Consider the following 26264-nt stretch of genomic DNA (forward strand, 5'->3'; position numbering starts at 1 on the left):
TTTCCTTCTCCCGGTTATTTCGCGAGGATATCAAGCGAGATGTCGAGCGCTTTGATCGAATGGGTCAAAGCGCCGATCGAAATGTAGTCGACGCCCGTCTTGGCGATGTCGACGATCGTCTCTTCGGTCACGCCGCCCGATGCTTCGATCAGGGCGCGGCCGGCGATCTTTTCGACCGCTTCCCGCATCGTTTCCGGCGTCATGTTGTCGAGCATGATGATGTCCGCTTTTACTTCCAGCGCTTCATCGATCTGCTCCAAAGACTCGACTTCCACCTCGACGCGCATCGTGTGTGGGATCTGGTGGCGGGCCGCCATGATCGCCTGCTTGACGCCGCCGGCGATCTCGATGTGGTTGTCTTTGATCAGCACCGCATCGAACAGGCCGAAGCGGTGGTTGCGTCCGCCGCCGGCGACAACCGCGTATTTTTCCAACGCGCGCAGGCCAGGCGTGGTCTTGCGGGTATCGACGATCTTGGCGTTGTAGTAGCGCACCAGCTCCACGAACTTCGACGTGCGGGTCGCGATCCCGGAGAGGCGCTGCAGGAAGTTGAGCGCCACGCGCTCGGCGATCAGGATCGAGCGGGCCGAGCCGCTGACTTCCATGATCGGCGTGCCTTTGGCGACCGCATCGCCGTCTTTGACCAGACGCTTGACTTCGAGCGTCGGGTCGACCAGTTGAAACGCAACTTCTGCCACATCCAGCCCGGCGATAATGCCAGGCTCCTTGGCGAGCAGGGTGCCATGGCCCCCTTTGTCTTTCGGGACGATGGAGTTGGTGGTGATGTCACCGGAACCGATATCTTCTTCTAGCGCGGCGCGAACCGCGCGTTCGATTACACGCTCATCAAGCAGCATGTCAGCACCTCTCTTCGATTACACCCACATCCTTTTGGAAGATGGTGTGTTTGAGCCAGGAGTCTTTTGCTTTCGGAAAATCATTGCGGAAGTGCCCGCCGCGACTCTCTTCGCGGAGCAGGGCGGCCTGCGTGGTCAAAATTGCCGCCGTCAGCAGGTTGATGAACTCCCAGTCGCTTTTTTTGTTATACGTATGGGAGAGCATCGGGACGTATTTGCCCAGTTCGGACAACGCGCGCTCCAGCGAATCGCGGGTGCGCTTGACGCCGACGTGGCGCACCATCACCTTTTGCAGGTGCAGGCGGCGGTTGTCGATCTTTTCAATCGGGCTCTTCATCACTTTTTCCGTCTTCGGAAGGAGGATGAATTCGCCGGTCTCCGTCTGCAGGAACGCTTCGATGCGCTCAGCGATGCGCTTGCCGAAGACGATCGCTTCCGACAAGGAGTTGGAGGCGAGACGATTCGCTCCGTGCACGCCGGTGCAGGAAACTTCCCCGCAGGCAAACAGCCTTCTGACATTGGTTTCGCCATAGAGGTCGGTTTTTACACCGCCCATGACATAATGGGCAGCCGGCGCGACCGGAATCCAGTCGGTGGTCAGGTCGAGGCCGTACTGCAGGCAAAACTCATAGATCGTCGGAAAACGCGACTTGATCAGTTCATCGGGCTGGTGCGTGATGTCGAGGTAGATAAACGTCGCCTTCGTTTTCTCAATCTCCGAGACGATGGCGCGGGCGACGATGTCACGCGGGGCTAACTCGGCAAGTTCGTGGTACGCCGGCATAAAGCGCTCGCCGGCGATGTTGCGCAACACCGCGCCTTCCCCGCGCAACGCTTCGGAGATCAGGAAGCGCGGCGCTCCCGGATAGTTCAGCGTGGTCGGGTGGAACTGGATGAACTCCAAGTCCTGCAGTTTCGCGCCCGCGCGGTACGCCATCGCAAAACCGTCGGCGGTGGTGACACCCGGGTTGGACGTGTAGCGGTACATGTTGCCTGCGCCGCCGGTAGCGAGCACGGTCGCCTGGGATCGTATGTAATGGAGTGCTTTGTCCTTCTGGTAGAGCACGCCTTTGCAGGAACCGTGTTCGGAGGTGATCAGGTCGAGCGCAAACGCGTCTTCGATCACTTCGATGCGCGGGTTCTGACGCACTTGCACGGCCAGCGCGCGGACGATCTCCGCTCCGGTCGCATCGCCGTTGGCGTGCAGGATGCGGCGTCTGCTGTGCGCGCCTTCGCGGGTCAGGGCCAGATGCTCGCCTTCTGCGTCATGCTCCGTGTCGAACTGGGTGCCGAGGCGGATCAAGTCGTTCACCAGGTCCGGGCCTTCGTTGACGAGGACTTCAACAGCGGCGAGATCGTTCAGACCGGCGCCTGCCATCATCGTGTCTTCTCGATGCAAGTCAGGGGAATCGCCTTCGGCGATGGCCGCAGCGATTCCCCCTTGTGCCCGGTTGGTATTGCTCTCGGTGAGACCTTTTTTGCAAAGGATGATGACGTTTGCATATTCGCTGATCTTCAAAGCGGTATACATGCCGGCGATGCCGGTGCCGATCACGACGACGTCGGTGTCATGGGTGGTAACGTCTTCTGCCTTAAAGTTGGCTATGAATCGTGAGAACATCTGGATGTGTCTCCTTCACCGAGCTGCGTGTTGTTCTGCTGGCCGGAAATTACTTCGGTACGATCTCAAGCATGCGGTCGAGCGAACGGCGGGCTTTTTCAGCCACTTCCGGGTCCACTTCGATCTGCGGCTGCATCGTCTCCAGCGCCCGCACCATCTTTTTGACGTTGTGAACTTTCATGTTCGGGCAGACCATGTAGCGCGATGCGAAGTGGAACGTCTTCTCCGGCGATTCCTTCTCCAGCATGTAACGCACGCCTTCTTCGGTCGCCACGATGTAGTTCTCGAAGTTCGACTCGCGGCAGTATTTGAGAATGCCGGTCGTGGAACCGACATAGTCGCCAAGCGCGACCACTTCCGGGCGGCATTCCGGATGCACGACGATCGGCGCGTCCGGGTACTCAGCTTTCAGCGCCAAGACTTCTTCCGGGGTCAGCAGGTCATGCGTGTTGCAGTAGCCTTGCCAGATGATCATCTTCTTGTCGGTGAACTGCGAGACGTAGTGGCCGAGGTTCTTGTCCGGCACCCAGATGATCTCGTCAGACTCGACGGAGTTGATCACTTTCAAAGCGTTGGAGGAGGTACAGCAGATGTCTGTTTCCGCTTTCACTTCCGCCGAGGTGTTGACGTATGCAACAACCGTTGCGTTCGGATGCTCCGCCTTCAGCTTGCGCAGTCCGTCGCCGGTGACCATGTCGGCCATCGGGCAGCCGGAGCGCTCGTCGGGCATCAACACGATTTTATTTGGATTGAGAATTTTTGCACTTTCGGCCATAAAGTGAACGCCGCAAAAGAGGATGACATCTGCGTCGGTGTCTTTTGCCTTTTGCGCGAGGCCAAAGGAGTCACCGATATAGTCTGCCACTTCTTGCACTTCGCCCCGCATGTAGTAGTGGGCGAGGATGATGGCGTTGCGTTCTTTTTTCAGTTGAAGCAGTCGTTCTTTGTATTGATCGAGCTGTTCACGATTTGGAGCTGATTGGAGTGTGGCCATCTCGGACAGTGCCCCCTTCAATTGAAAATGGGCTGATTATGCCTATTTTCTGTCATTCTAACTCTGATCGGGTAAAGTGTCAATTTGACAAAAACTTGTCACAAAAGTTAGAAAGTGCGGCTTTGTTTTAGTATGCCCGAGACGGCTTTTGTGTTGTGTGGGAAGTTCTAGAACAGTCCGGTGATCTTGCCTTCTTCAAGCAGGTCCATGTTCATTGCGGCCGGCACTTTCGGCAGGCCCGGCATGGTCATGATGTCGCCGGTGATCGCTACGATAAAGCCTGCGCCCGCCGAGATCTTCAGCTCGCGGATCGTGATCGTAAAGCCTTCCGGACGGCCGCGCAGGTTCGGATTGTCGGAAAAAGAGTACTGGGTCTTGGCCATGCAGACCGGCAGATGGCTGAGCCCCATCTCTTCGATGCGCTTGAGCATCGTCTGCGCCTTCGAGGTGTATTGCACGCCTTCACCGCCATACACTTCGCGGACGATCGTTTCGATTTTGTCGGGGATGCTGTCCGTCTCATTGTAGAGGTACATCAGGCTGCCCGGACGGGTGTTGACGATCTCCAGCACCTGCTTCGCCAGGTCGAGGCCGCCTTCACTGCCTTTGGTAAACACTTCGGACAGCGCGACCGGAATCCCGTTGTCCTGGCACCAGTTGGTGACGACGGCGATCTCTTCCGGGCTGTCGGTCGGGAACTTGTTGATCGCCACGACGACCGGGATGTTAAACATCTGCACGTTCTCGATGTGCTTGGACAGGTTGGCCAAGCCTTGCTGCACCGCTTCGGTGTTTGGCGTGCCGAGGTTGGCTTTGTCCACGCCGCCGTGCATTTTCAGCGCGCGGATCGTTGCCACGACAACGGTCGCCGACGGGGACAGGCCCGCTTGGCGGCACTTGATGTGAAAGAACTTCTCCGCGCCAAGATCTGCGCCAAAACCGGCTTCGGTGACAACATAGTCGGCGAGCTTCAGCGCCATCTTCGTCGCCAGCACGGAGTTGCAGCCGTGGGCGATGTTCGCAAACGGACCGCCGTGCACAAGCGCCGGGGTGTGCTCCAGCGTTTGCACGAGGTTGGGCTGGATCGCGTCTTTGAGCAGCACAGCCATCGCGCCTTCTGCGCCGAGTTCGGCGACGGTGACCGGCGCTTTGTCGGTGTTGTAGCCGATGATCATTTTCTTCAAGCGCTCTTTGAGGTCTTGCTCGTCCTGCGCAAGGCAGAGCACCGCCATGACTTCGGAAGCGACGGTGATGTCGAAGCCGCTCTCACGCGGCACGCCGTTGGCCGGGCCGCCGAGACCGACGACGATCTGGCGCAGGGCGCGGTCGTTCATGTCGAGCACGCGGTTCCAGGTGATGCGGCGCACGTCGAGGCGCAGTTGGTTGCCTTGATGGATGTGGTTGTCGATCAGGGCGGCGAGCAGGTTATGCGCTGAGGTGATCGCATGGAAGTCGCCGGTGAAGTGCAGGTTGATGTCTTCCATCGGGACGATCTGCGAATAGCCGCCGCCGGCCGCGCCGCCTTTCATGCCGAAGGACGGGCCGAGGGACGGCTCGCGCAGGCAGATCATCGCGTTTTGTTCGGTGTCTTGAAGCAATTTGCCAAGCGCTTGTCCAAGGCCGACGGTCGTCGTCGACTTGCCTTCGCCCGCCGGGGTCGGCGAGATCGCCGTGACGAGGATCAGCTTGCCGTTTTCTTTGTTTTGCAGACGGCGGTAGACGTCCAGCGAAATCTTGGCTTTGTATTTGCCGTATTGCTCAATATCGTCAGGGGTCAGGCCCACTTGTGCTGCGATCTCCTGGATCGGACGCAGGGTCGCTGCTTGGGCGATCTCGATGTCTGATTTCATGCGCTGTTCGGTTGACATGGTATCGACGCTCCTTAACTTTCACATGCAGTGATCAAAGTGGTGAGGTGATCCATCAGGTTGACTTCGTACGGTTCCACAGTGCGCCCCTGCGCGTCTTGAAGCACTCGGATCACCGGGCGCTGGGGGTGGATCGGGTTCTGGCGGATGATCACACCCGTCTCCCCCGTGTTGAGCTTGACGGTGAGGCCGCTCGGGTAGATGGCGACCGTTTTCAGGAACAGCTCGACGATCTCGCGGTCAAACTGGGTGCCGCACGCGCCGAGCAGCAGCTCCAACGCTTCATGCGGCAGGTGCCCTTTGCGGTAGACGCGGTTGGCGGTAAGCGCCTCGTAGACGTCGGCGACGGCGGTGATTTTGCCGAAGATGTGCATCTCGTCGCCTTTTAAGCCGCGCGGGTATCCTTTGCCGTCGACGCGCTCATGGTGCTGGAGCGCCACATGCGCGGAGACGGCCGAGATGTCGTCTTGCTGGCGGAGCATCTCGTAGCCGATCATCGGATGCTGCTTGATGATCTCGTATTCTTCCGGGGTCAGTCTGCCCGGTTTGTTTAAGATCTCCTGGGGCAGGCGCAACTTCCCGATATCGTGAAGCAGCGTGCCGACGCCAAGGTCGAGCAACTGCTTTTCGGACAAGCCGTATTCAATGCCGATCGCCAGCGCCATCAGAGCGACGTTCACCGAGTGGTGATAGAGAAATCCATCGGTGGTGTAGATGTTCGAGACGCTCAGCAGCAGATCGGGCTTGCTCTTCATTTCATGCAAGACGGTATCGAACAGGCGGCGGATGTTGCGCCCGTTCAGATCCTGATAAAACTGGCGCGGGTGCTGCTCCGAAGTCTGGACGCTCTGCAAGGTGCTGTAGACGAGTTGCAGGGCTTCTTGACGCGTCTCTTGGGAGATGGCCTCTTCGATCACCACGTCCTCGGTGCGGGCGTCTTCGATGTAAACGGACGTGATGCCCATGTTCAGCAGCCGGTTGACGAGGCTGTCCGATAAGACGATCCCGATGTTTAGCAGAATGAGCCCTTTTTCGTCTAAGAGCGGCTGGGCGAGTCGGGTTCCTGGTGTGATGTTCAGCAGCGATGCGAGTCTCAAGTTGTTTCTTCCACCCTTCAAAAAAACACCTGCCGTAGGAGCGACAGGTGTTTTTTCTAAAGTCTCCAGTTTTACTGATCTTTATTCTCCTCGTCAGATTCCGTGGTTGCTTGGGAATCGGAAGAGTCGGAGCCGATGTTGACTTTCACGCCCGGGACGGTGCCGTCCGGCAGTTTGCCTGTCTCCATCAGGGAGTCGATCGTTTCTTTGTCGATCGTTTCCTTTTCGAGGAGGACGTTGGCCAGCAGGTCGAGCTGGTCGCGGTGTTTGGTCAACACTTCTTTGGTGCGGTTGTAGCACTGGTCGACGATGCGGCGCATCTCCTGGTCGATCTCCAGCGCCACGGTGTCGGAGTAGTTCTGGTCGGACTGGATGTCGCGACCGAGGAACACGTTGCCGCCTTGTTTATGGCCGTACTGCAGATTGCCGAGTTTGTCGCTCATCCCATACTCGGTGATCATGCGGCGGGCGATGTCGGTGACGCGCTCCAAGTCGTTGTGCGCGCCGGTCGAGATCTCGTTCAAGACGATCTCTTCCGCTACGCGGCCGCCGAGCAGACCGGAGATCTTGTCGTACATTTCGGAACGGGTCATGAAGAAGCGGTCTTCACGCGGGATCATCACGGTGTAGCCGCCCGCCATGCCGCGCGGCACGATGGTGACCTTATGCACTTCATCCGCATGTTCGAGGTGGTAGCCGACGACGGCGTGACCAGCCTCGTGGAAAGCGACGAGCTTGCGTTCGTGTTCGGAAATCACGCGGCTCTTCTTCTCCGGGCCTGCGATGACGCGGTCGATCGCTTCGTCGACTTCCGACGTTTCGATCAGCTTTTTATCCTTGCGGGCTGCGAGCAGCGCCGCTTCGTTAAGCACGTTTTCGAGATCCGCACCGGTGAAGCCCGGCGTGCGCTTAGCGATCGCGCCAAGCGGGATGTCATCGGAGATCGGCTTGTTGCGGGCGTGGACTCTCAAGATCGCTTCACGGCCTTTGACGTCCGGACGGTTGACCGTGATCTGACGGTCGAAGCGGCCCGGGCGCAGCAGCGCCGGGTCGAGGATGTCCGGGCGGTTGGTCGCCGCGATGATGATGATGCCTTCGTTTGCGCCAAAGCCGTCCATTTCGACGAGCAATTGGTTCAAGGTCTGTTCGCGCTCATCATGTCCGCCGCCGAGACCTGCGCCGCGGTGACGGCCAACTGCGTCGATCTCGTCGATGAAGATGATGCACGGCGCGTTTTTCTTCGCCGTTTCGAACAGGTCGCGCACGCGGGATGCACCAACGCCGACAAACATTTCCACGAAGTCGGAACCGGAGATCGAGAAGAACGGAACGCCTGCTTCGCCTGCGACTGCGCGCGCCAGCAAGGTTTTACCGGTGCCGGGCGGGCCGTTGAGCAGAACGCCTTTCGGAATGCGGGCGCCAAGCGCTGCGAACTTGCGCGGGTCTTTCAGGAAGTCGACGACTTCGACCAGTTCATTTTTCTCTTCGTCGGCGCCTGCGACGTCGTCGAAGGTGACCTTTTTCTTCTCTTCGTTGTACAGCTTGGCGCGGCTCTTGCCAAAATTCATCACTTTGGAACCGCCGCCTTGCGCCTGGTTCATCAGGAAGAAGAAGAGGATGAAGATGACGATGAACGGAACGATCGATGTGAGGAAGGTAAACCAGATCGATTCTTTTTGCGGCTCGTTGATCGTGACGTTGGCGGTCTTCAGCTCTTCGTTCAGTTGCTGCGAGAACTCTTCGCTGAACAGCGCGCGAGTGATGAACTCTTCTTTCGTCCCGTTGTCGCCCACCATCGAACCGGTGAGTCGCAAGGTCAGCCCTTCGCTTGTGACGGTCAGGTCTTTGACTTCGCCTTTTTCGACTTTCTGAATGAACTTGTCATACGTAATTTCCAGCTTTTCCTGCTTTTCACCCGTGATGAAGTTTACAATCCCCACGGTGATCAGGAAGATCAGCAAATAAAAACCGGCATTGCGGAAAAATCTGTTCATTCCTTACCTCCTCTCGGCACCCCAGGTACCACATACGCCCGATTCGCGTTTAGGATTGATAAACTTCCGGTTTCAGAACCCCGACATAGGGGAGGTTGCGGTATCGCTCCGCAAAATCCAGACCGTAGCCTACGATGAAGTGGTCCGGCACGGAGAACCCGAGATAGTCCGGGGAAATCTCAACTTGGCGGCGCTCCGGCTTGTCGAGCAGCGCTGCGACTTTGACCGAAGCGGCATTTCTTTGTTCCAGCAGGTTCTTTAAATAATGCAGGGTCAGACCCGTGTCGATGATGTCTTCCACGATCAGCACGTGACGCCCTTCAATGCTCTTGTCGAGGTCTTTGATGATCCGCACGACGCCGGAGGACTCGGAGGACTTGCCATAGCTTGAAACCGCCATAAAGTCCATCTCCACGACCATGCCGATCCGTTTGACCAGATCGCCCATAAACATCGCGGCGCCTTTCAAGATGCCGATGACGAGCAATTCTTTTCCCTGATACTCACGGGTGATGAGTTCGCCAAGCTCGCGCACTTTCGCGGCTACTTCTTCTTCGGTGAAGAGAATCTCTTGCACATCTGTATGCATAGGTTCGTGTACCCCCCTGAAAAATTAAGAGAGCCGCAGCGCCCGAAGGACGAGCGTTCTTTGAGTCTTGTCGGTGACCATTGCCTGCTGCCCCCGCCGGATGCCAACCACCCAGGCGATCTCGTTGTCGATACAAAAGAGCGGCCACGTCATGCGCTTATGTTTAGGCACTTTGGCGTCAACGAACACATCGCTGATCAGCTTGGTGCCCCGCATTCCGAAGGGTCGGAATCCGTCGCCTTTTTCCCATGTCCGTATGTATATGCAGGAGCCGGACAATTCATCAGCATCGAATTGGGCTTCCCAGGCGTCTGTCGGACGAGGCGGCACTCCAAGTGTCACTTCGGCCTCCAAACGGAATGCAAATCCCGGCGGTTCTACCGATAGTTTCAACGCGCCTTGAAGCAATTCCTTGCTCAACACAAATTGTGGCGGCAAAGAAACCGTTTTCGCAGCGATTGGCTGCGAAACGCTTACATAGGCGTCATTGTACTCGCGCCAAGCCGAGACCCCGCCAGGCAGGGACAATCGGCCGCTCGGCGATGAGCTGACCAACAGGGAGCGGATGTTTTCGATATGTACTTGCTCCCATTGGATGGTATGTCCGCACAGATAATATAATATTAGTGTAATTACCCGTCGTTGTAAAGGAAGCGGACTTTCAACAAAATGTTCACAATTGACTTTTAAACGACCCGCTCCCGCCGGGGTGACGCCTTCTGTGAAGCGCGCGTAGGCCAACTCCTCCAAATAGCTCTCATCTTCCCGCGCCAACTGGGACAGCTGGAGCAGCGCGGACTTCACCCCCTCGTTGTACCCGGAGGCGAGTTCGGGGAAAAGTTGTAATCGTATCTTATTACGAATGTATTTTAATGATGCATTGGAAGCGTCTTCCCGATACCTGATTCCCTGTATTTTGGCATACATTTCGATCTCGTTCCGCCAGATTTCAAGCAACGGACGAATGTAAAAGATCCCGTCTTCCAGCCGCTTGGCTCTGATGCCGGTGAGCCCTCGCGTTGAAGTTCCGCGAATGATGCGCATCATCACGGTCTCAGCCTGATCATCGGCATGATGTGCTGTGATTATTTTTGTGCATCGATGCGCAACGGCAGTTTCTCTAAAGAATTTATAACGCACATCTCTCGCAGCCGATTGTATTGAAATCTTGTGTTTTTTCGCATGGTTCGCCACATCGAACGACCCGGCGTAGACCGGAAGACCGTAACGCTCTGCCAGCCTTTCCACAAATCCGACATCCCCTTTCGAGGCCTTCCCCCGCAATCCATGATCGACAGTAACGACCGCCAGATGAAGGTTCCATTTCGCTTTTAGCTTATTGAGCACATCGAGCAGAACGCAGGAGTCGACGCCGCCGGAGACGGCGACCAGCACCCGGTCCCCTTTTGCCAACAGCTCCTGCCGGGAGATCGACTCAGCGACTTTTTCCAGCACGTTTTCCCCTCCAATCAAGGCGCAGCAAGGAACCGGCGAGCACCAGTCCCGCCGAGATCGCCGAGGCGATCAACAGGGTCAGCGTCCCGCGCGACAGCCCTTCCAGATAGTCGCCCATCACGAACTCCCGCATCGTCGCCATCGCCGACGAGCCCGGCACCAGCGGCACGATCCCGCCGACGACAAAGACGGTGACCGGCATCCGCATGCGGCGGGCCAGCTTCTCGCTGAACGCGCCGACGAGGAACCCGCCGACCAGCGCTGCGAAGACGGGCGACTCGATCACTTGCAGCGTCAAATACTGCACCAGCCAGGCGCTGAGGCCGACGATGCCGACCAGCAGGAGCGCCTTTTTCGGAATCTGATACAGCACGGCATAGCAGACGGTCGCGGCGAAGGCGACTACAGACAAGAGCAGCAGATGCAACACTTCATGTTCCCCGGCCATCTACCAGATCCCCCCGTGCACGCGAATTGCCAGCACCGCCGCCACGGCCGCCGCGATGGCGAAGGCTACGAGGAAGCCTTCCGCCGCCCGCGCCACGCCGGAGATCAGTTCGCCCGCCATCAGGTCGCGCACGGCGTTGGTCACCGATACCCCCGGCACGAGCGGGATGACCGCCCCGATAATCGCCGCTTCAAAATTGGTCGCGACCGACAGCACCACGCCGATCACCGCCACCGAGACGCCTGAGAAGGCTGCGAAAAACACGCTGAGAAAATACGGCATCGCCGACCCGATCAAGCCCAGCACAAAATGCGAGATCCAGCCGCAGAGCGCCCCAACGACAAACTCCGCCCAGCCCCGCCAAACAGCACAGCAAAAGCGCCGGACGCAAACGCCGACGCCAAGTGCTGGTAGCGCAGGCGGTAGGTGTACGGCGTCTGCTCGATCTCGTCAAACGAGGCCATCACTTCTTCGACGCTGACCTGCCCTGCCGCATAGCGGCGGGACAAGTCGTTGATGCGGTGCACCTGGGACAGATTGATCCCCGACGACCCCCTGATGCGGAGGATGCCGGTGCGCGTCGTCTCCCCGGTCATTTCCACGGAAATAAAAATTCCGGTCGGCGTGACGAAGCTTTGCACCTGTTCGACGCCGTACGCATAGCCGAGCCGCGCGATCGTATCTTCGACGCGCGAAGTCTCGGCTCCGCATCTCAGCATGATATTCCCGGCCCGCAGGCACAGGTCTAACGCCACTTCCAAACTTCTGCTCATCGCGTGTTCACCTGTTCCCTTAAAAATCGTTTTCACAGAGTTCGCGTTTCGGGCTTGGTTTCCTTCCGTCCACGGCAAAAACTCCTCTACAAAAAGATCAGGCAAACCACGCCGACCAGCACAGCGGCCGAACCAAACAGCAGCCAGTCGCTCCAGTCGTGCTTCGGCTCGTCGTCGACCGCGCGCTTTTCCTGTTTCACGCTTGCTTTGATCATCGGCATCAGCTCCTCCCGGAAGCGCTCGACGCTCGTCACGCGTCCGCTCCAGACGGCATTGAGCACCTCGCGCCAAGGGGCCAACCGCGGATCGGCGCCGACGCTTTGTTTGAGCAGGGAAAAATTCGGCACGGTAAGCGCCGCGAGCTTGTGACGCAGGTCGGGGGCGATCAGCGCGACGACCATCATCGTCAGCGCAAACACGTCATACGACGCTTCGGCGCGGCGGCTGCCCTGTCCCCACCAGGCGCGGTCGTACCATTCGGTGTATTCTTTGACCCCGCGTCCAAACGGCGTCACGCCGCCAAAGTCGACGAGCCGCAGCCGGCCAAGCTTTTCATCGACGAGGCAGTTTTCCGCTTTCAGATCGCCAAAGCAATAGCCGAGCTGGTGCATCCGCTCCAGATAGGTGCAGAGCTGCAGCATCAGGACGGGCGTCCAGTGCCGGCCCCGCTTTTTCAAAAACGGGGGCAGGGAGGTGCCATGGACCTGCTCCATCACGTAGAAAAAAGCTTTGCCGCGCGCGGTGTCGACATCATCCAAGTCAAAGACGAGCGGCCCGAGGTCGATGCCCCGGACCACCCCTTGCAGTTGCTGCAGGATCTTATGTTCCAGCGCGATGTCGCTCGACTGCGGCGAGACTTTTAAGGCCAGCCGTTCGCCGTTTGGTTTCACAACGCGGTAGACCTCGCCGTTGGCGCCGCGCCCGAGCAGGCCTTCGACGAGGTAGCGCTGTTTGTTCCAAACGCCGGTGAAGGTCTCTCCGGCCCGGAACAGCGGCTCAGACGACGTAGGCTGCCATGTCGCCATCGCGGTCATCCTCTTCGCGGTACGGAGTCACTTGCTGGGCCGCGCCCGCTTGGAACAGCTGCAGGGCGCGTTCGATGGCCGGGCCGGTCGGTGTGCCGCCTTGGGCGCGCAGGTCATTGGAGAGCTTGTTCAGGTCGAGCGTGCTGCTGAAGTCGGACAGCACGCGCACGTCCTCGGTCGGCGAGCCCGGGAAGGTGAGGATCGCCACTTTATGCGAGCCTTTGCGCACGTCGAGGCCGATCTGCAGGTCGCGGATCGCCTCCCGCACGGTGGGCAGCTTTTCGTGCATCGAAGCGGACGTGTCGATGAGCAGGACGAGTTGGAGCAGAGCTTCATCGCCCATGCGGTCGACCATCTCGGCGACTTCGGTGCGCTTCTCCGGCGGGAGGCCTTCCGCGTCGGTGCCGAGGAGCTGCTTGAGCTCTTTGTTGACGACTTGCTGGATCGTCATCTGCACGGTGTGTTTGGTCATCATGTGCATCGTCATCGCCAGCTGTTTGGCTTCGACGATCCGCGACAGCCCGCCGCCCGCTTCGGCGATCTCCGCCGCTTCGCGCCGCCCGGCCGAGCCGAGGTCACCGCCATCGACGATGCCGATCACGTTTACGGCGATCCCTTGCGCGCGCGCCATCCTCGCCGCTTGCACCGGGTCGCTGCCTTTGTTCGAGCACCCGTCGGTAATCAGCAAAATCTGCTTCATCTTCATATCATTCCACATCTCGTTCCACCCCTTCTTCGAGCCTTGTTACTTTCCATCTTTGCCCTTGGAAGCGGGGTCTAATCAAATAAGTGCAAGATAAAAACGTTATATTCAGGAAAATCTCGTGGTAAAATAAAAAAGAACCGCAAGTGTTGGTGCACCTGCGGTTGTGATCCAAAACAGACATTTTCCTCAAAAGGATCGGCTCGCTATCCTGAGGAGATCGTATCGTGTGAAACATAGATCCCCGAGGGTGAGGCCTCAAGGGGATCTACTTCTGTCTATGTTCAGTGAAATGCTTCCACAGCACAATCAGCAGGTTCAAAGCTGAGATGCCCAAACCCATCAAAGCGATGGTGAACATCCCGATTTGAAGCATCAGCGTGACCGCAGCTTGTGTAGTATCCACGAACTCTCACCTCCCTTCGAAAGGGAACCTTCCTTGGGAAGCGAGCCGACCCTCCTTGAGTGAACCGAATCTGTTCTGTCTCGTGTCTAAGCATATCACCCGCCTGAAACTATTAGCATCTATTAATTTGCATAAGTAAAACACAGAAAGGGCTCTCAACATGAGAGCCCTTTCCCCCTATTCAGAAGCCATCCCTTTTTCTCTGTTTGGTCTCTCTATCTGGTTCTCTATTAGTTCATCGGCACCAGTTTTTCCGCTCCGTCCGGTGCGCCGACCGTGGAGTTGCGCTTGAGCTTTTGCACGCCCGGCATGCGGATCGTTGCCCACTCCGGCTTGTATTTTTCCACTTTCGCCACCAGCACGGTCATGTCGTCGATGATCTTGCCGTGGTTGATCCGCACGGCAAGCTCGACGAGCATGTCGGCGATCTCCTGCGGGTTGTTCGACTCAAATTCCTCGATGCGCTTCTTCAGCCAGCCTTCCTTGTCGTCCGTGTGCTTCGGCGCATCGAAGATCCCGTCTGACATCAGGATCAACAGATCCCCTTCCTTCAGCTCTTCCTCCACCGTCTGAATGTCGATATCCTGCAAAATCCCGATCGGCACGTTCTCCCCTTCGATCGAGAAGACCTGCTGCCCGCGCTTGATAAATGACGGAGACGATCCGATCTTCAAAAACTCCGTCTTCGCTGTAAACATGTCGATCAATGCCAGGTCCATCGTTGTAAAAATCTCATCTTTCGAGCGCAGGAGCAGCACCGAATTCACCGTTTTAATCGCCATCTGCTCCTCGAAGCCCGCTTTCAACAGCTGCTGCAGCAATCGAATCGCTGCGCTCGATTCCTGCATCGCCCGCTCGCCGTTGCCCATGCCGTCACTGACCGCGACGGCGAATTTGCCATTCCCTACGTCCAATGTGGTAAACGAATCCCCGCAATGCATCCGTCCGTCTTTGGCCGCGCTGGCCACACCCGTTTCGATATGATAAATCTTTGCCGACGACAGCGTCATCGTCACGCTGTTTTCATCCTCCCAGAATCTCTTTCGCGACACCACAATATTTTCCCCGATGATCTCCGACAACAGCGGCGCGATCAGCTTCTCCCCTTCGTCGGCCGAAGACGCCCCTGCCGACGTCACTTCGATTTCGACTTTGCCTTCATCAAGCGATACGATATCCACCGACCGGATCGACAGCCCGAGATGTTCGAGCGCCGCCACAATGTGTTCTTCATGATCGACCGACACGTTGTTCTCCTTGCGAATCTCCTGCGCGAGATCCCCCATGATCGTGCCGATCCCCGACAGCTGCGCCGCCACCATATTGCGGCTGTCCGCGAGCTGGTACTGCCACTGCATATCCCGTTTCGACATTTCCACCGCCCGATTCATCGCCGGCAAAATCTGCTCGGTGCGCACACAGAACTTTTTCAGCTCAGCCGGCATGTTCGACTGATTGACCCCTCCTTCGATATCGATCAAGGTCGCCGTGTCAAAAAGCGCGCGATACGTGCCGTAAAAGTTTTTCTCCCAGCACTGCGTCCGCTTGAAACAACTGGCACACACCTCTTTCGCGACCACATCAAACGTCTTGTTCATCACATCGTCCTGCGGTTTGACCACGGTGCTGGAGATCTGCGAGAACGTGCGCGACAACTCGTCAAACACGCTCGACACCTCGCGAATCCGCATCGCCATCAGATCGCGGACACGCCTTGCATAATCCTGCTGTGACAGCGAGTGCTGATGCGTCCCCGGCACGTAGCGGGAGACCTGGTCGATGAAGCTTTTTGGTGTGAACAAGAGAAGCAGGAACGCCGCCGCCGACTCTTGCAGCGCCGCCATCACCGACGCCATATCGTTGACGTATACCGTCAAGATCGCCGTGCCGAGCACAAATCCGATGCCGACTCCGGCTTTTTTCATATCGCGAAGCAGACCTGCGAGAAGACCTGAGAATGCCAGCAGCCCGATCTGCGAAGCGGCCAGCATGCTTGCCATTGTCAAAATGATCCCGGTCACCACCCCAACTCCGGCAGCGACCCCTGCCCCGCCGATCAGCGCGAACAGCATGATCAGGTAGCGCGAGAATATATTTTCAAACGACATCCCGGCCACCGAGAGATGGTGGAACCCGGTCAGTACGGAAGCGAGCATGATCACCAGGCAGACGATCTCTTCGTTGCGCAGCTCTTTGACGCCGCGCTGGAAGGTGAAGATCGGCAGGGACTGGATGAAGATAAGTGTCAGCACCATGGCGAGGAACCCGTCGACCAGCCCCATCATCAGCGAGTAGGTCGTCGTGTCGCCGGTCGCGGCGCTCGCGGCCAGCCGCACGCCCGCATCGACGAGGAACACGACAAACGGCACCATGTTCAAGGTCAAGGCTTTCTTCTTGGTCAGCATCCCGTAGACCACCCGGTAGAAGACCAGGGCGGCCGCCAGCATCGGCCAGATCGAGAAGAAGCCGTGTGCCGTCAAGGAACCGGCGATCAGCGAGAGCAGCACCGGTTTGGCAGCTGAGCGCTTCAGCCGCAGGATCACCGCGTAGAAGGCGATTGAGAAGGGGGCGAGCTCTCCTAAGATCATCGCCCGCCCGAGGAAGAAGGCCATGATCACCAGCACCAGAGTCCCTCTGCCGACCAGCGCTCCCATCCGGCTTTGCAGCCGCTGCCATCGGGAAGTGACGCCGCCAAGCGGCCCCGCCTCAACCTGTCCGCCTCCCCCAAAGGCCAGACGTCCTTCCCAAATCCGTTTCCACATGCTTGTCCACCATCCCGTCTCGTGATTTGAATGGTCTCAGAATAGCATGGATTCTCAGCGATGTTTGTCAAAACGCCGCGCCCTAAACAGGGAAATTTCCGACAACTATCGGGGGAGTTTTGCCGAACGTATGTCCGTGAAATGCCGGGAAGCCGCGCCGTTTGGGCTTCCAAAGATTGCAAGAGAGAACATGCATTCGCCGTCAAAAGGGGGTCTGCCGTCGAAGCGCACGTCGAATTGTCGGAAACTAATCTTCCGTTCGACACCTATTTTCCGGCAAGGTAGAATAGAAATAGAAGTTTGAGAACAGGGAGGGCTCCCCCGATGCGCAAACCATGGAACGAATACTTTATGGATCAGGCCAAGATGGTCGCCACCCGCGCCACCTGTGACCGCCTGCATGTCGGCGCGGTGATCGTGCGCGACAAACGGATCATCTCCACCGGCTACAACGGCAGCGTCGCCGGTGACGTGCATTGCCACGATGTTGGCTGCCATGTGGTGAACGGACATTGCATCCGCACCATCCATGCCGAATCGAACGCCATCCTGCAGTGCGCCAAATTCGGCGTCTCGACAGAAGGCGCGTCGATCTACGTGACCCATTTCCCCTGCCTGCTCTGCTCCAAGCAGATCATTCAGGCAGGGGTGCGGGAGATCTTCTACGCGGAAGGCTACCGCATCGACGAGTATGCGGTGCAGCTGCTGACCCAAGCCGGCGTGGAGATCACGCAGATCGTATCGCAGGCAGACCTCATCGAACTCGACGAGAAATAGGCACCTTTCCCGTCCCCTTTGCATAGCCTAGGAGCAAATTCTTGCGACAAGGGGAGGAATGATGCCAAGTTGGCTACGGAACCAACTGTCCAGAGCGTTTCGCGAAAAAGACAAGAGATCGATCGTCATGCTGAACCGCGTTTTTTATAAATACCAGAACACACTCCGCCAAGAAGATGCTGCTGAAGAAGCAGAATAAAAAAGACCCCCGAACATTCGGGGGTCTTTCGTATTTCGTGTTACTTGAGGAGTTTCCCGATCATCTCATCGGCGATCGTATACGGATCGACCGCCCCTTGCTCCACCTGAGCGATCTTGCTGCTCCAGGCGGCGTCGCCGTGCATGAGCTCTTTTAAGCGGCGGGTCATCTGGCCTTCGATGATCGCCACGACCTCATCCTGGCGGCGCTTGTGGCGGCGCTGCTCCCACACGCCTGCGGAGCGCAGGTAGGCTTCGTGCTCCTGGACTTTGGCCCAGAACTCGGGGATGCCTTTGTTGTCGCGGGAGATCGTGCGGGTGACGGGCGGACGCCACGGGACGTGGCCCATCAGGTCGAGCATGTTGCTGACTTCGCGGTCGGTCTTGTCGGTGCCCGGCAGGTCGGCCTTGTTGATCACAAACAGATCGGCGATCTCCATGATCCCCGCCTTCATCGTCTGGATATGGTCGCCTGCCGACGGGTTCAACACCACGACGGTCGAATCGGCCACATTCATGATGTCAAGCTCCGACTGCCCGACGCCCACCGTTTCGATCAGGATCACATCACAGCCCCATGCATCGAGCACGCGCAGCGCCTCCTGGGTCGTGCGGGCCAGACCGCCCAGCGACCCGCGCGTGCCCATCGAGCGGATGAACACGTCAGGATCGAGGGCATGCGCGCCCATCCGCACGCGGTCGCCGAGGATCGCCCCGCCGGTGAACGGCGAGGTCGGGTCGACGGCCACCACGCCCACCCGCATCCCCAGCTCCTTGCGCAGGTAGGTGATGACGCGGTCGGTCAACGAGCTTTTGCCTGCCCCCGGCGACCCGGTGAGGCCGACGAGGTAGGCTTTGCCCGTGTGCGGGTGCAGGTCGCGCAGGATGTCGTGCTTTTGCGGCGCATCGTTCTCGATGTGCGTGATCGCACGGGCTGCGGCGCGCTTGTCGCCGCTGAGAATCCGCTGAACCAGCTCGTGCATCTTACTTCTCCTTCAGGATGTGGCGCGCGATAACCATGCGCTGGACTTCGTTGGTGCCTTCGTAGATCTGGGTGATCTTCGCGTCGCGCAGGAAGCGCTCCACCGGATACTCGCGGGTGAATCCATAGCCGCCAAAGATCTGCACCGCTTCCACTGCGACTTTCATCGCCACGTCAGATGCAAACACTTTCGACATCGCCGACTGCTTGCCGTACGGCAGGCCTTCCGACTCCAGCCATGCCGCCTGGTAGGTCAAGAGGCGTGCCGCTTCGATCTCGGTCGCCATGTCGGCGAGCTTGAACTGGATCGCCTGGAAGTTGGAGATCGACTGGCCGAACTGCTCGCGCTGTTTCGCGTAGTCGGCTGCCAGATCGAGCGCGCCTTGCGCGATGCCCAGCGCCTGTGCCGCGATGCCGTTACGGCCGCCGTCGAGGGTCATCATCGCGATCTTGAAGCCTTCGCCGAGCTGGCCGAGCATGTTTTCCTTCGGCACGATGCAGTTGTCAAAAATGATCTCGGTCGTCGTCGAGGAACGAATGCCCAGCTTCTTCTCATGCTTGCCGACGGAGAAGCCCGGGAAGTCCGCTTCCACGATAAACGCCGTGATGCCGCCACGGGTGCGCTTTTCCATGTCGGTCACAGCAAACACCACGTAGATGTCGGCCACGCCGCCGTTGGTGATAAAGATCTTGGAGCCGTTGATCACCCAGTGATCGTCCTTCTCCACCGCCGTCGTGCGCATGCCGCCCGCGTCGGTGCCGGAGCCCGGCTCGGTCAGGCCGTATGCGCCGATCGAAGTGCCTTCCGCCAGACGGCGCAGGTACTTCTGCTTCTGCTCTTCATTGCCGAACTTGTAGATCGGCCAGCCCGCCAGCGAAGTCTGCACGGAAAGCGTTACACCAACCGATGCGTCGATGCGGGACAGCTCTTCCACCGCGATCACGTAGGACACATAGTCCATGCCCGCGCCGCCGTACTCTTCCGGCCACGGAATGCCGCACAGCCCGATCTCAGCCATCTTGTCAAAAATTTCGCGGGAGAACTCTTCCTTCTCGTCGCGCTCCATCGCGCCCGGAGCCACCTCGTTCAGCGCGAAATCGCGAACCAGCTTGCGGATCTCCTGTTGGTCTTGCGTCAATTGAAAGTTCATCTTCTGCTTCCTCTCTTTCCTACAGGCCCTTGAGCAGGTTCTTCGCCACGACAAGACGCTGAATCTGGTTGGTGCCTTCGTAGATTTGCGTAACTTTCGCGTCGCGCATGTAGCGCTCCACCGGGTACTCTTTGGAATAGCCATAGCCGCCGAACAGTTGCACCGCATCGGTCGCCACCGACATCGCCGCGTCGGTCGCATAGTACTTCGCCATCGACGCCTGCTTGGAAACGGGCAGCTTGGCCTGACGCAGCGATGCCGCGTTGTAGATCAGCAGGCGGGACGCTTCGATTTTCGTCCCCATGTCGGCGAGCATAAACTGCACCGCTTGGAAATCGGCGATCGGACGGCCGAACTGCTCGCGCTGCTGCACATACATCCGTGCCGCGTCAAAAGCTGCCCGGGCAATCCCCAGCGCCTGTGCGCCGATGCCGATCCGCCCGCCGTCGAGGTTGCTCATCGCCACGGTAAACCCTTGGCCTTCCGAGCCGAGCAGCTGTGCCGCCGGAACTTGCGCGTTGTCAAAAATCAATTCGACCGTGCCCGAACCGTTCATCCCCATCTTGTGCTCTTTCTTGCCGATGGAGAAGCCCGGCGTACCGCGCTCAACGATAAACGCCGATACGCCTTTCGCGCCCGCCTCCGGATCGGTGACAGCAAACACGATAAAGATGTCGGCCACTTCGCCGTTGGTGATAAAGATCTTCGAGCCGTTCAGCACATACGTGTCGCCTTGCTTCACCGCACGGGTGCGGATGCCCGATGCATCCGAACCTGCGCCCGGCTCCGTCAAGCCAAACGCGCCGATCAACTCGCCCGCCGCCAGACGCGGCACGTATTTTTGCTTCTGCTCTTCAGAGCCAAAATTCAAAATCGGCATCGTGCCGACCGATGTATGTACCGCCAGAATGACCCCGACCGAAGCGGACGCATACGAGATCTCTTCGATCGCCAGCATGTAGGACAAGAAGTCTGCCCCCACCCCGTCATACTCTTCCGGAATCGGAATTCCCAAGAGGCCCAGCTCGCCCATCTTGGTGATCAGCTCGCGCGGGAACTCGTCGCTTGCGTCGATCTCCGCCGCGCGCGGCGCGATCTCATTGAGTGCGAAATCGCGCACCATCTGCTGCAGGTCGCGCTGGTCTTTCGTCAGGTTGAAATCCATATTTCGAGACCCCCTCGATTATCGGCCTTTAAATTCCGCAGGGCGCTTCTCCAGGAATGCTGCCATGCCTTCTTTTTGATCTTCTGTCGAGAAGGAGAGGCCGAACAGCTCCGTCTCGTATTGCAAGCCACGCGCCAGGTCCATGTTCATGCCTTCATTGACGCCTTGCTTGGACATGCGAACGGCCAGCTGGCCTTTTGCTGCGATCTTCTGCGCCATTTCCAGCGCTTTGTTCAGCAGCTCTTCCGGCTCGACCACGTGGTTGACGAGGCCGATCTGGTAGGCGCGCTCTGCCCCGATCACATCACCGGTGAACAGGAGCTCCTTGGCGATCGCAGGTCCAACCAGACGCGGCAGGCGCTGGGTGCCGCCAAAGCCCGGCGTCACACCGAGGTTGACTTCCGGCTGGCCAAACTTCGCCTTGGTCGACGCGATGCGGATGTCGCAAGCCATCACGACTTCACAGCCGCCGCCCAGAGCAAAGCCGTTCACCGCCGCAATCGTCGGCTGCGGGATCGTCTCCAGCATGGAGATGCTCTTCATGCCGTTCGCCGAAAAAGCGCGGCCTTCGGTGGCAGTCAGGGCCTGCATCTCCGCGATGTCCGCGCCGGCTGCAAACGCTTTTTCCCCGCCGCCGGTGATGACGACGACTTTGATCTCGTCGTTTTTCGCGATGTCATCGAGCAGTGCGCCCATCTCGTTTAGCAGTGCAGAGTTCAGCGCGTTTAATGCTTTCGGGCGGTTCAGCGTGATGATGCCGACGCCTTCGCGCACTTCAAACAACAGGTTTTGAAAGTCCATGTTCTAACGTCCTCCCGTGCTCTGGTATTAGGAATAAGTGTAGAAGCCGCGACCGGTTTTCTTGCCGAGCCAGCCGGCTTTTACGTACTTGCGCAGCAGCGGGCACGGACGGTATTTGGAATCGCCAAACCCTTCGTACAGCACTTCCATGATCGCGAGGCAGGTGTCCAGACCGATAAAGTCGGCCAGGGTCAGCGGGCCCATCGGATGGTTCATGCCCAGCTTCATCACTTCGTCGACCGCTTCCGGCGTTGCGACGCCTTCAAAGACGCAGTAGATCGCTTCGTTGATCATCGGCATCAGCACGCGGTTGGAGACGAAGCCCGGGAAGTCGTTCACTTCGACCGGAACTTTGCCCATCTGCTTGGACAGGTCTTCGATCGACTTGTACACTTCGTCGGTCGTCGCCAGGCCGCGGATGATCTCGACCAGCTTCATCACCGGCACCGGGTTCATGAAGTGCATGCCGATGACCAGCTCCGGACGGGACGTGACCGCTGCGATTTCGGTGATCGGGAGCGAAGAGGTGTTGGTCGCGAGGATCGCGCCTTCCGGAAGCACTTCGTCCATTTGGCGGAAGATGTTTTTCTTGATCTCCATGTTTTCGGTCGCCGCTTCGATCGCCAGTTGTGCGTCATGCGCGTCGCCCATGTTGGTGGTCGGTTTGATGCGGGAGAGCACTGCCGCTTTTTCCTCTTCGGTCTTGCGGCCTTTTTCTACGTCACGGGACAGGTTTTTCGTGATTGTGGCGATGCCGCGCTCCAGAAAATCCGGTTTCAGGTCGTTCAATACGACTTCCAGCCCGGCTTGAGCTGCGACTTGCGCGATCCCGGCGCCCATTTGGCCGGCACCGATGACGAGAACTTTGCGGATTTCCATTATGTAAGTCCCTCCAGTTGGTATGTAGTCGCCCGGGGAATCTGATACGTCCATTCCCCGGGCAATATTTGTCGGAAAAAGTGAATCGGGTTATTCGCCGTGCACTTGGAGCAGAATCGCGTCGCCTTGTGCCGCGCCCGAGCAGATCGCCGCAATGCCCAAACCGCCGCCGCGACGGCGCAGTTCGTGAATCAACGCGCCGATGATGCGGGCGCCGGAAGCGCCGATCGGGTGGCCCAGCGCAACTGCGCCGCCGTTGACATTGACTTTCTCTTCGTCCCAGCCGACGATCTTGCCGGTGGTGAGGATGACCGCTGCAAACGCTTCGTTCACTTCGAAGAGATCGATGTCTTCCACTTTATATCCTGTCTTATCAAGGAGCTTTTGAATCGCCAGACCCGGAGTTGTTGCAATATACGGTGCGTCTTGGCCGACTTGCGCGTGTCCGAGGATCGTCGCCAAGGGCTTGATGCCTTGTTCCGCCGCTTTCTCGTCAGACATCAGCACCATCGCTGCTGCGCCGTCGTTGATGCCCGGCGCGTTGCCAGCGGTGATCGAGCCGTCTTTTTTGAAAACGGGCTTCAAAGCTGCCAAGCCTTCCAGCGTGGTGGTCGGACGGATCGCTTCGTCTTGGCCGACGACGGTGACCGCGCCTTTTTTGCCCGGCACTTCGACCGGCACGATCTCGGCGTCATAGTTGCCGCTTTCAACCGCTGCTGCTGCACGCTGCTGGGAACGCAGCGCCCAAGCGTCTTGCGCGTCACGGGAGATCTCGTACTCGGCTGCCACGTCCGAACCGTGCACCGCCATCGGCACATCGTGGAAGGCGCAGCGCAGGCCGTCGTACTGCATCAGGTCGACCACTTTGCCGTCGCCCATGCGCAGGCCGTTACGTGCACCCGGCAGGATGTACGGCGCGTTCGACATCGACTCCATGCCGCCTGCGACGATCACCTGCGCATCACCGGCGCGGATGATCTGGTCGCCCAGCGTCACGGCGCGCATCCCGGAAGCACAGACTTTGTTGATCGTCTGGGTCGGAACTTCCCAGGACAGGCCGGCTTTGATCGCAGCTTGACGGGACGGAACCTGACCGGCGCCGCCTTGCAGCACCATGCCCATGATCACTTCCTCAACCTGCTCGCCGGCCACGCCGGAGCGGGACAGGGCTTCCTTGATCACCAAACCGCCGAGATCGGTTGCAACCAGCGGGGCAAGCGCGCCGCCGAATTTGCCGATCGGGGTGCGGGCCGTGCTGACAATCACCGTTTTTGCCATCAAGAACATCTCCTTTGGGCTGTTAGGCTAAATATCAAAAACTGACTGATCAGACTAACCTTTTATGACTGACAGAAAGACACCAGAAAATGCTCCGGTGTCTTTCCGTTGATTCATGTTGCGAAGAGATTACTGTTTCGCGCCGAAGACAGACATTTCGAGCAGCTCGACCACGTCATAGACCGGAAGGTTTTCTTCCACGTTTTTCGCTTTGGTCCCGTCGGTGATCATCGTCATGCAGTACGGGCACGCGGTGCCGATCGCCGTAGCGCCGGTTTCCATCGCCTGCTCGGTGCGCATGACGTTGATGCGCTCGGTGCCGGTGTCTTCTTTGAACAGACCGCCGCCGCCTGCGCCGCAGCACATGCTCTTGCCTTTGTTACGCTCCATCTCGACCAGGCGCACGCCCGGGATCTTGGTGATGATGTAGCGCGGTGCGGTGTAGATGCCGTTGTAGCGGCCGAGGTAGCAGGAGTCATGGAAGGTCAGCAGGTGGTCGACATCGTGCATCGGCGACAATTTGCCTGCATCGATCAGCTGCGCCAGCATTTCGGTATGGTGCAGCACTTCTTCCGCTTCGAAGCCGAAATCGTTGTATTCGTTCTTAAAGGTATTGTACGCGTGCGGGCAGGTGGTGACAATTTTCTTCACGCCGTACTCTTTGAAGATCTCCACGTTTGCTTCGGCGAGCGACTGGTACAGGAACTCGTTGCCGAGGCGGCGTGCGGAGTCGCCGTCCGACTCTTCTTCTGCGCCAAGGATGGCGAAGGAGACGCCGGCTTCTTTCATCAGGCGAGCGAACGCCTGAGCGATCTTTTGGTTGCGCACGTCAAACGATGCGGAGGAACCGACGTAGAACAGCCACTCCACTTCGCCTTCCACTTCTGCCATGGTCGGGATGTCGAGGTCTTTCGCCCAGTCACCGCGGGTGGAACGGTTTTGGCCCCACTCGTTGGATTGGCGCTCAAGGTTCTGGAACGCACGGTTGACTTCCGGTTCTGCCTTGCCTTCGGTGAGGACAAGGTAACGGCGCATGTCGATGATCTTGTCGACGTGTTCGTTAAATACCGGGCACGCTTCTTCACATGCGCGGCAGGTGGTGCAAGCCCAGATCTCGTCTTCGGAGTAGATGCCTTGACCCGGCTCTTCCCCGATCAAGAGCGGCAGTTCTGCCGTCGCTGCAACTTCTACGCCAGTGCCTGCTGCGCCTTGCACTTTGGCTTCGAGCAGGGAATCGCCGACGTCGATCAGGTGATCTTTCATTTTCAGGATCAGATATTTCGGAGACAGCGGAGTGCCGGACAGCGTAGCCGGGCAGTTGACATGGCAACGGCCGCACTCGGTGCAGGCATAGCCGTCGAGCAGTTGACGCCAAGAGAACTGGTCGATGCGGCCTACGCCAAACTCTTCGATCGATTCGTCTTCGAGGTCGAGCTTCTTCAGCTTGCCCGCCGGACGGGAATCGGTCTTGCGGAAGTAGACGTTAAACATCGCGCCGATCATGTGCAAATGCTTGGAACGCGGGATGTAAACCGTGAAGCCGAGCAGCACCAGCGTGTGGAACCAGAACATAACTTCTTTGATTGCCAAGAGCGCCGTTTCCGACATGCCGGCAAATGCGGTTGCGAGGTAGCCGGCAACCGGAGCGATAAAGCCCGGCGCATGGCCTTCCAGCGCGTCTGCCGCACCCCAGTAGAAGAAGTCGGACAGGATGAGCAGCGCGATGGCGCCGACGATGTAGCCCGCTTCTGCCGTTACGTCAAGACGCATCGGCTTTAAGATATAGCGGCGAACGGCAGCGATGGCAAGCGCCACGAGCACCAGAATGTTCGCCGTCTCATGCATCGCGACAAAGAATTTCGAACCAAGCCCCGGAATGTGATGGCCGGTCAGGTGATGCGCGAAGAAGTCCATCGCACCAATCGAGATGATGATAAAGCCGTAGAAGATGATGAAGTGACCGATACCAGCCGGTTCAGCCAGGACTTTGCCTTGACCAAGCACGTACTTGAAGAATCCTTTGACGCGCGCGTCGCTGTCGTCAAAGCGGTTTTCTTCCGCGCCGAGCATCAGGTACTGGTAGCGGCGATACAACGCCGTCATGCTATAGTAGCCTGCGACCCCAGCGAGCATCAGGAACAAAAGCACTTTAATCCACGCCATTTCCGTTCAACCCCTTTGCATTTACTAGATGATAGTTGCTCCATAATTCCCAAATTGTTTCTACATGAATGAATCATCATTCAAATTTCGACCGAACGGTCGGTTTTACACAGCGAAAATACCTCACCTATACTTATACACGATTTCCGCCAAAAATTCGAGAGTGAATTTCAGGCATTTGCCTTCTGCGGTGAAACTTCACGCGCTTTGGAACGTTCTTGTTATAATAAGGAAGCAGAAAAGTCAGAACGGAGGAGAGATCGATCGACAGCGCCGAA

Annotated in this window: 22 protein-coding genes and 1 pseudogene; 2 read left to right on the forward strand and 21 right to left on the reverse strand. The window is 58.3% G+C overall.

Annotation, left to right across the window (positions count from 1 at the left end; translation table 11 throughout):
- Positions 1-14: 14 nt before the first annotated feature.
- From nadC to spoIIE, 14 genes and pseudogenes are all read right to left on the reverse strand, one after another.
- Positions 15-857: a carboxylating nicotinate-nucleotide diphosphorylase gene (gene nadC / locus CBW65_RS05420; RefSeq protein WP_087455971.1), complete on the reverse strand. Its 843-nt coding sequence runs from the start codon at positions 855-857 to the stop codon at positions 15-17.
- Position 858: 1 nt separating this feature from the next.
- Positions 859-2478, reverse strand: a complete 1620-nt coding sequence (gene nadB, locus CBW65_RS05425; protein WP_087455972.1) for an L-aspartate oxidase — start codon at positions 2476-2478, stop codon at positions 859-861.
- A 49-nt stretch (positions 2479-2527) separates the two neighbouring features.
- The gene (nadA, locus tag CBW65_RS05430) at positions 2528-3472 is read right to left on the reverse strand and encodes a quinolinate synthase NadA (RefSeq protein WP_087455973.1); all 945 of its coding nucleotides are present in this window, start codon (positions 3470-3472) and stop codon (positions 2528-2530) included.
- Between the two features lie 167 nt (positions 3473-3639).
- Positions 3640-5340, reverse strand: coding sequence for a formate--tetrahydrofolate ligase (locus CBW65_RS05435; RefSeq protein WP_198299758.1), 1701 nt, complete (start codon positions 5338-5340; stop codon positions 3640-3642).
- Between the two features lie 14 nt (positions 5341-5354).
- Positions 5355-6437: an HD-GYP domain-containing protein gene (locus tag CBW65_RS05440; RefSeq protein ID WP_087455974.1), complete on the reverse strand. Its 1083-nt coding sequence runs from the start codon at positions 6435-6437 to the stop codon at positions 5355-5357.
- Between the two features lie 71 nt (positions 6438-6508).
- Positions 6509-8431 carry an ATP-dependent zinc metalloprotease FtsH gene (ftsH, locus tag CBW65_RS05445; RefSeq protein ID WP_087455975.1) on the reverse strand — a complete coding sequence of 641 codons (1923 nt, stop codon included), beginning with the start codon at positions 8429-8431 and terminating at the stop codon, positions 6509-6511.
- A gap of 49 nt (positions 8432-8480) precedes the next feature.
- Positions 8481-9020: a hypoxanthine phosphoribosyltransferase gene (hpt, locus tag CBW65_RS05450; protein ID WP_087455976.1), complete on the reverse strand. Its 540-nt coding sequence runs from the start codon at positions 9018-9020 to the stop codon at positions 8481-8483.
- 24 nt (positions 9021-9044) lie between these two features.
- Entirely contained in the window at positions 9045-10475 is a 1431-nt protein-coding gene (gene tilS / locus CBW65_RS05455) for a tRNA lysidine(34) synthetase TilS (RefSeq protein WP_198299759.1), read from the reverse strand.
- The gene (locus CBW65_RS05460; RefSeq protein WP_087455978.1) at positions 10456-10923 is read right to left on the reverse strand and encodes a threonine/serine exporter family protein; all 468 of its coding nucleotides are present in this window, start codon (positions 10921-10923) and stop codon (positions 10456-10458) included. The genes tilS and CBW65_RS05460 overlap by 20 nt, the downstream gene beginning before the upstream one ends.
- Positions 10924-11696, reverse strand: a pseudogene (locus tag CBW65_RS25320) (threonine/serine exporter family protein). It lies immediately after the preceding gene.
- A gap of 86 nt (positions 11697-11782) precedes the next feature.
- Positions 11783-12721, reverse strand: a complete 939-nt coding sequence (locus tag CBW65_RS05475) for a protein kinase domain-containing protein (RefSeq protein ID WP_157721790.1) — start codon at positions 12719-12721, stop codon at positions 11783-11785.
- Positions 12693-13439, reverse strand: a complete 747-nt coding sequence (locus tag CBW65_RS05480; RefSeq protein WP_087455982.1) for a vWA domain-containing protein — start codon at positions 13437-13439, stop codon at positions 12693-12695. Before CBW65_RS05480 ends, CBW65_RS05475 begins: the two co-directional genes overlap by 29 nt.
- Positions 13440-13692: 253 nt before the next feature.
- On the reverse strand, positions 13693-13830 hold the full coding sequence (locus CBW65_RS24100; RefSeq protein WP_157721791.1) for a hypothetical protein: 138 nt from the start codon (positions 13828-13830) through the stop codon (positions 13693-13695).
- 230 nt (positions 13831-14060) lie between these two features.
- Complete coding sequence (gene spoIIE, locus CBW65_RS05485) at positions 14061-16592, reverse strand: stage II sporulation protein E (RefSeq protein WP_087455983.1); 2532 nt, start codon at positions 16590-16592, stop codon at positions 14061-14063.
- Between the two features lie 324 nt (positions 16593-16916).
- On the opposite strand from spoIIE, the gene CBW65_RS05490 reads away from it, so the two are divergent.
- Together CBW65_RS05490 and cmpA are read left to right on the forward strand one after the other, a co-directional pair.
- Positions 16917-17369 carry a ComE operon protein 2 gene (locus tag CBW65_RS05490; RefSeq protein ID WP_087455984.1) on the forward strand — a complete coding sequence of 151 codons (453 nt, stop codon included), beginning with the start codon at positions 16917-16919 and terminating at the stop codon, positions 17367-17369.
- A 61-nt stretch (positions 17370-17430) separates the two neighbouring features.
- Positions 17431-17568, forward strand: a complete 138-nt coding sequence (cmpA, locus tag CBW65_RS05495) for a cortex morphogenetic protein CmpA (RefSeq protein ID WP_087455985.1) — start codon at positions 17431-17433, stop codon at positions 17566-17568.
- Between the two features lie 40 nt (positions 17569-17608).
- Here the strand turns inward: cmpA and meaB are convergent, their stop codons facing one another.
- From meaB to CBW65_RS05530, 7 genes are all read right to left on the reverse strand, one after another.
- A complete protein-coding gene (gene meaB / locus CBW65_RS05500; RefSeq protein WP_087455986.1) occupies positions 17609-18550 on the reverse strand; it encodes a methylmalonyl Co-A mutase-associated GTPase MeaB in 942 nt (313 codons plus the stop codon).
- Position 18551: 1 nt separating this feature from the next.
- A complete protein-coding gene (locus CBW65_RS05505) occupies positions 18552-19700 on the reverse strand; it encodes an acyl-CoA dehydrogenase (RefSeq protein WP_087455987.1) in 1149 nt (382 codons plus the stop codon).
- A 19-nt stretch (positions 19701-19719) separates the two neighbouring features.
- On the reverse strand, positions 19720-20865 hold the full coding sequence (locus tag CBW65_RS05510) for an acyl-CoA dehydrogenase (RefSeq protein WP_087455988.1): 1146 nt from the start codon (positions 20863-20865) through the stop codon (positions 19720-19722).
- Positions 20866-20883: 18 nt separating this feature from the next.
- On the reverse strand, positions 20884-21666 hold the full coding sequence (locus tag CBW65_RS05515; RefSeq protein WP_087455989.1) for an enoyl-CoA hydratase-related protein: 783 nt from the start codon (positions 21664-21666) through the stop codon (positions 20884-20886).
- A gap of 27 nt (positions 21667-21693) precedes the next feature.
- Positions 21694-22545: a 3-hydroxybutyryl-CoA dehydrogenase gene (locus CBW65_RS05520; RefSeq protein ID WP_087455990.1), complete on the reverse strand. Its 852-nt coding sequence runs from the start codon at positions 22543-22545 to the stop codon at positions 21694-21696.
- 90 nt (positions 22546-22635) lie between these two features.
- Positions 22636-23823, reverse strand: coding sequence for an acetyl-CoA C-acetyltransferase (locus CBW65_RS05525; protein ID WP_087455991.1), 1188 nt, complete (start codon positions 23821-23823; stop codon positions 22636-22638).
- A gap of 129 nt (positions 23824-23952) precedes the next feature.
- Positions 23953-25986: a (Fe-S)-binding protein gene (locus CBW65_RS05530; RefSeq protein ID WP_087455992.1), complete on the reverse strand. Its 2034-nt coding sequence runs from the start codon at positions 25984-25986 to the stop codon at positions 23953-23955.
- Positions 25987-26264: the final 278 nt, after the last annotated feature.

The organism is Tumebacillus avium (assembly GCF_002162355.1).
GTDB lineage: Bacteria > Bacillota > Bacilli > Tumebacillales > Tumebacillaceae > Tumebacillus_A > Tumebacillus_A avium.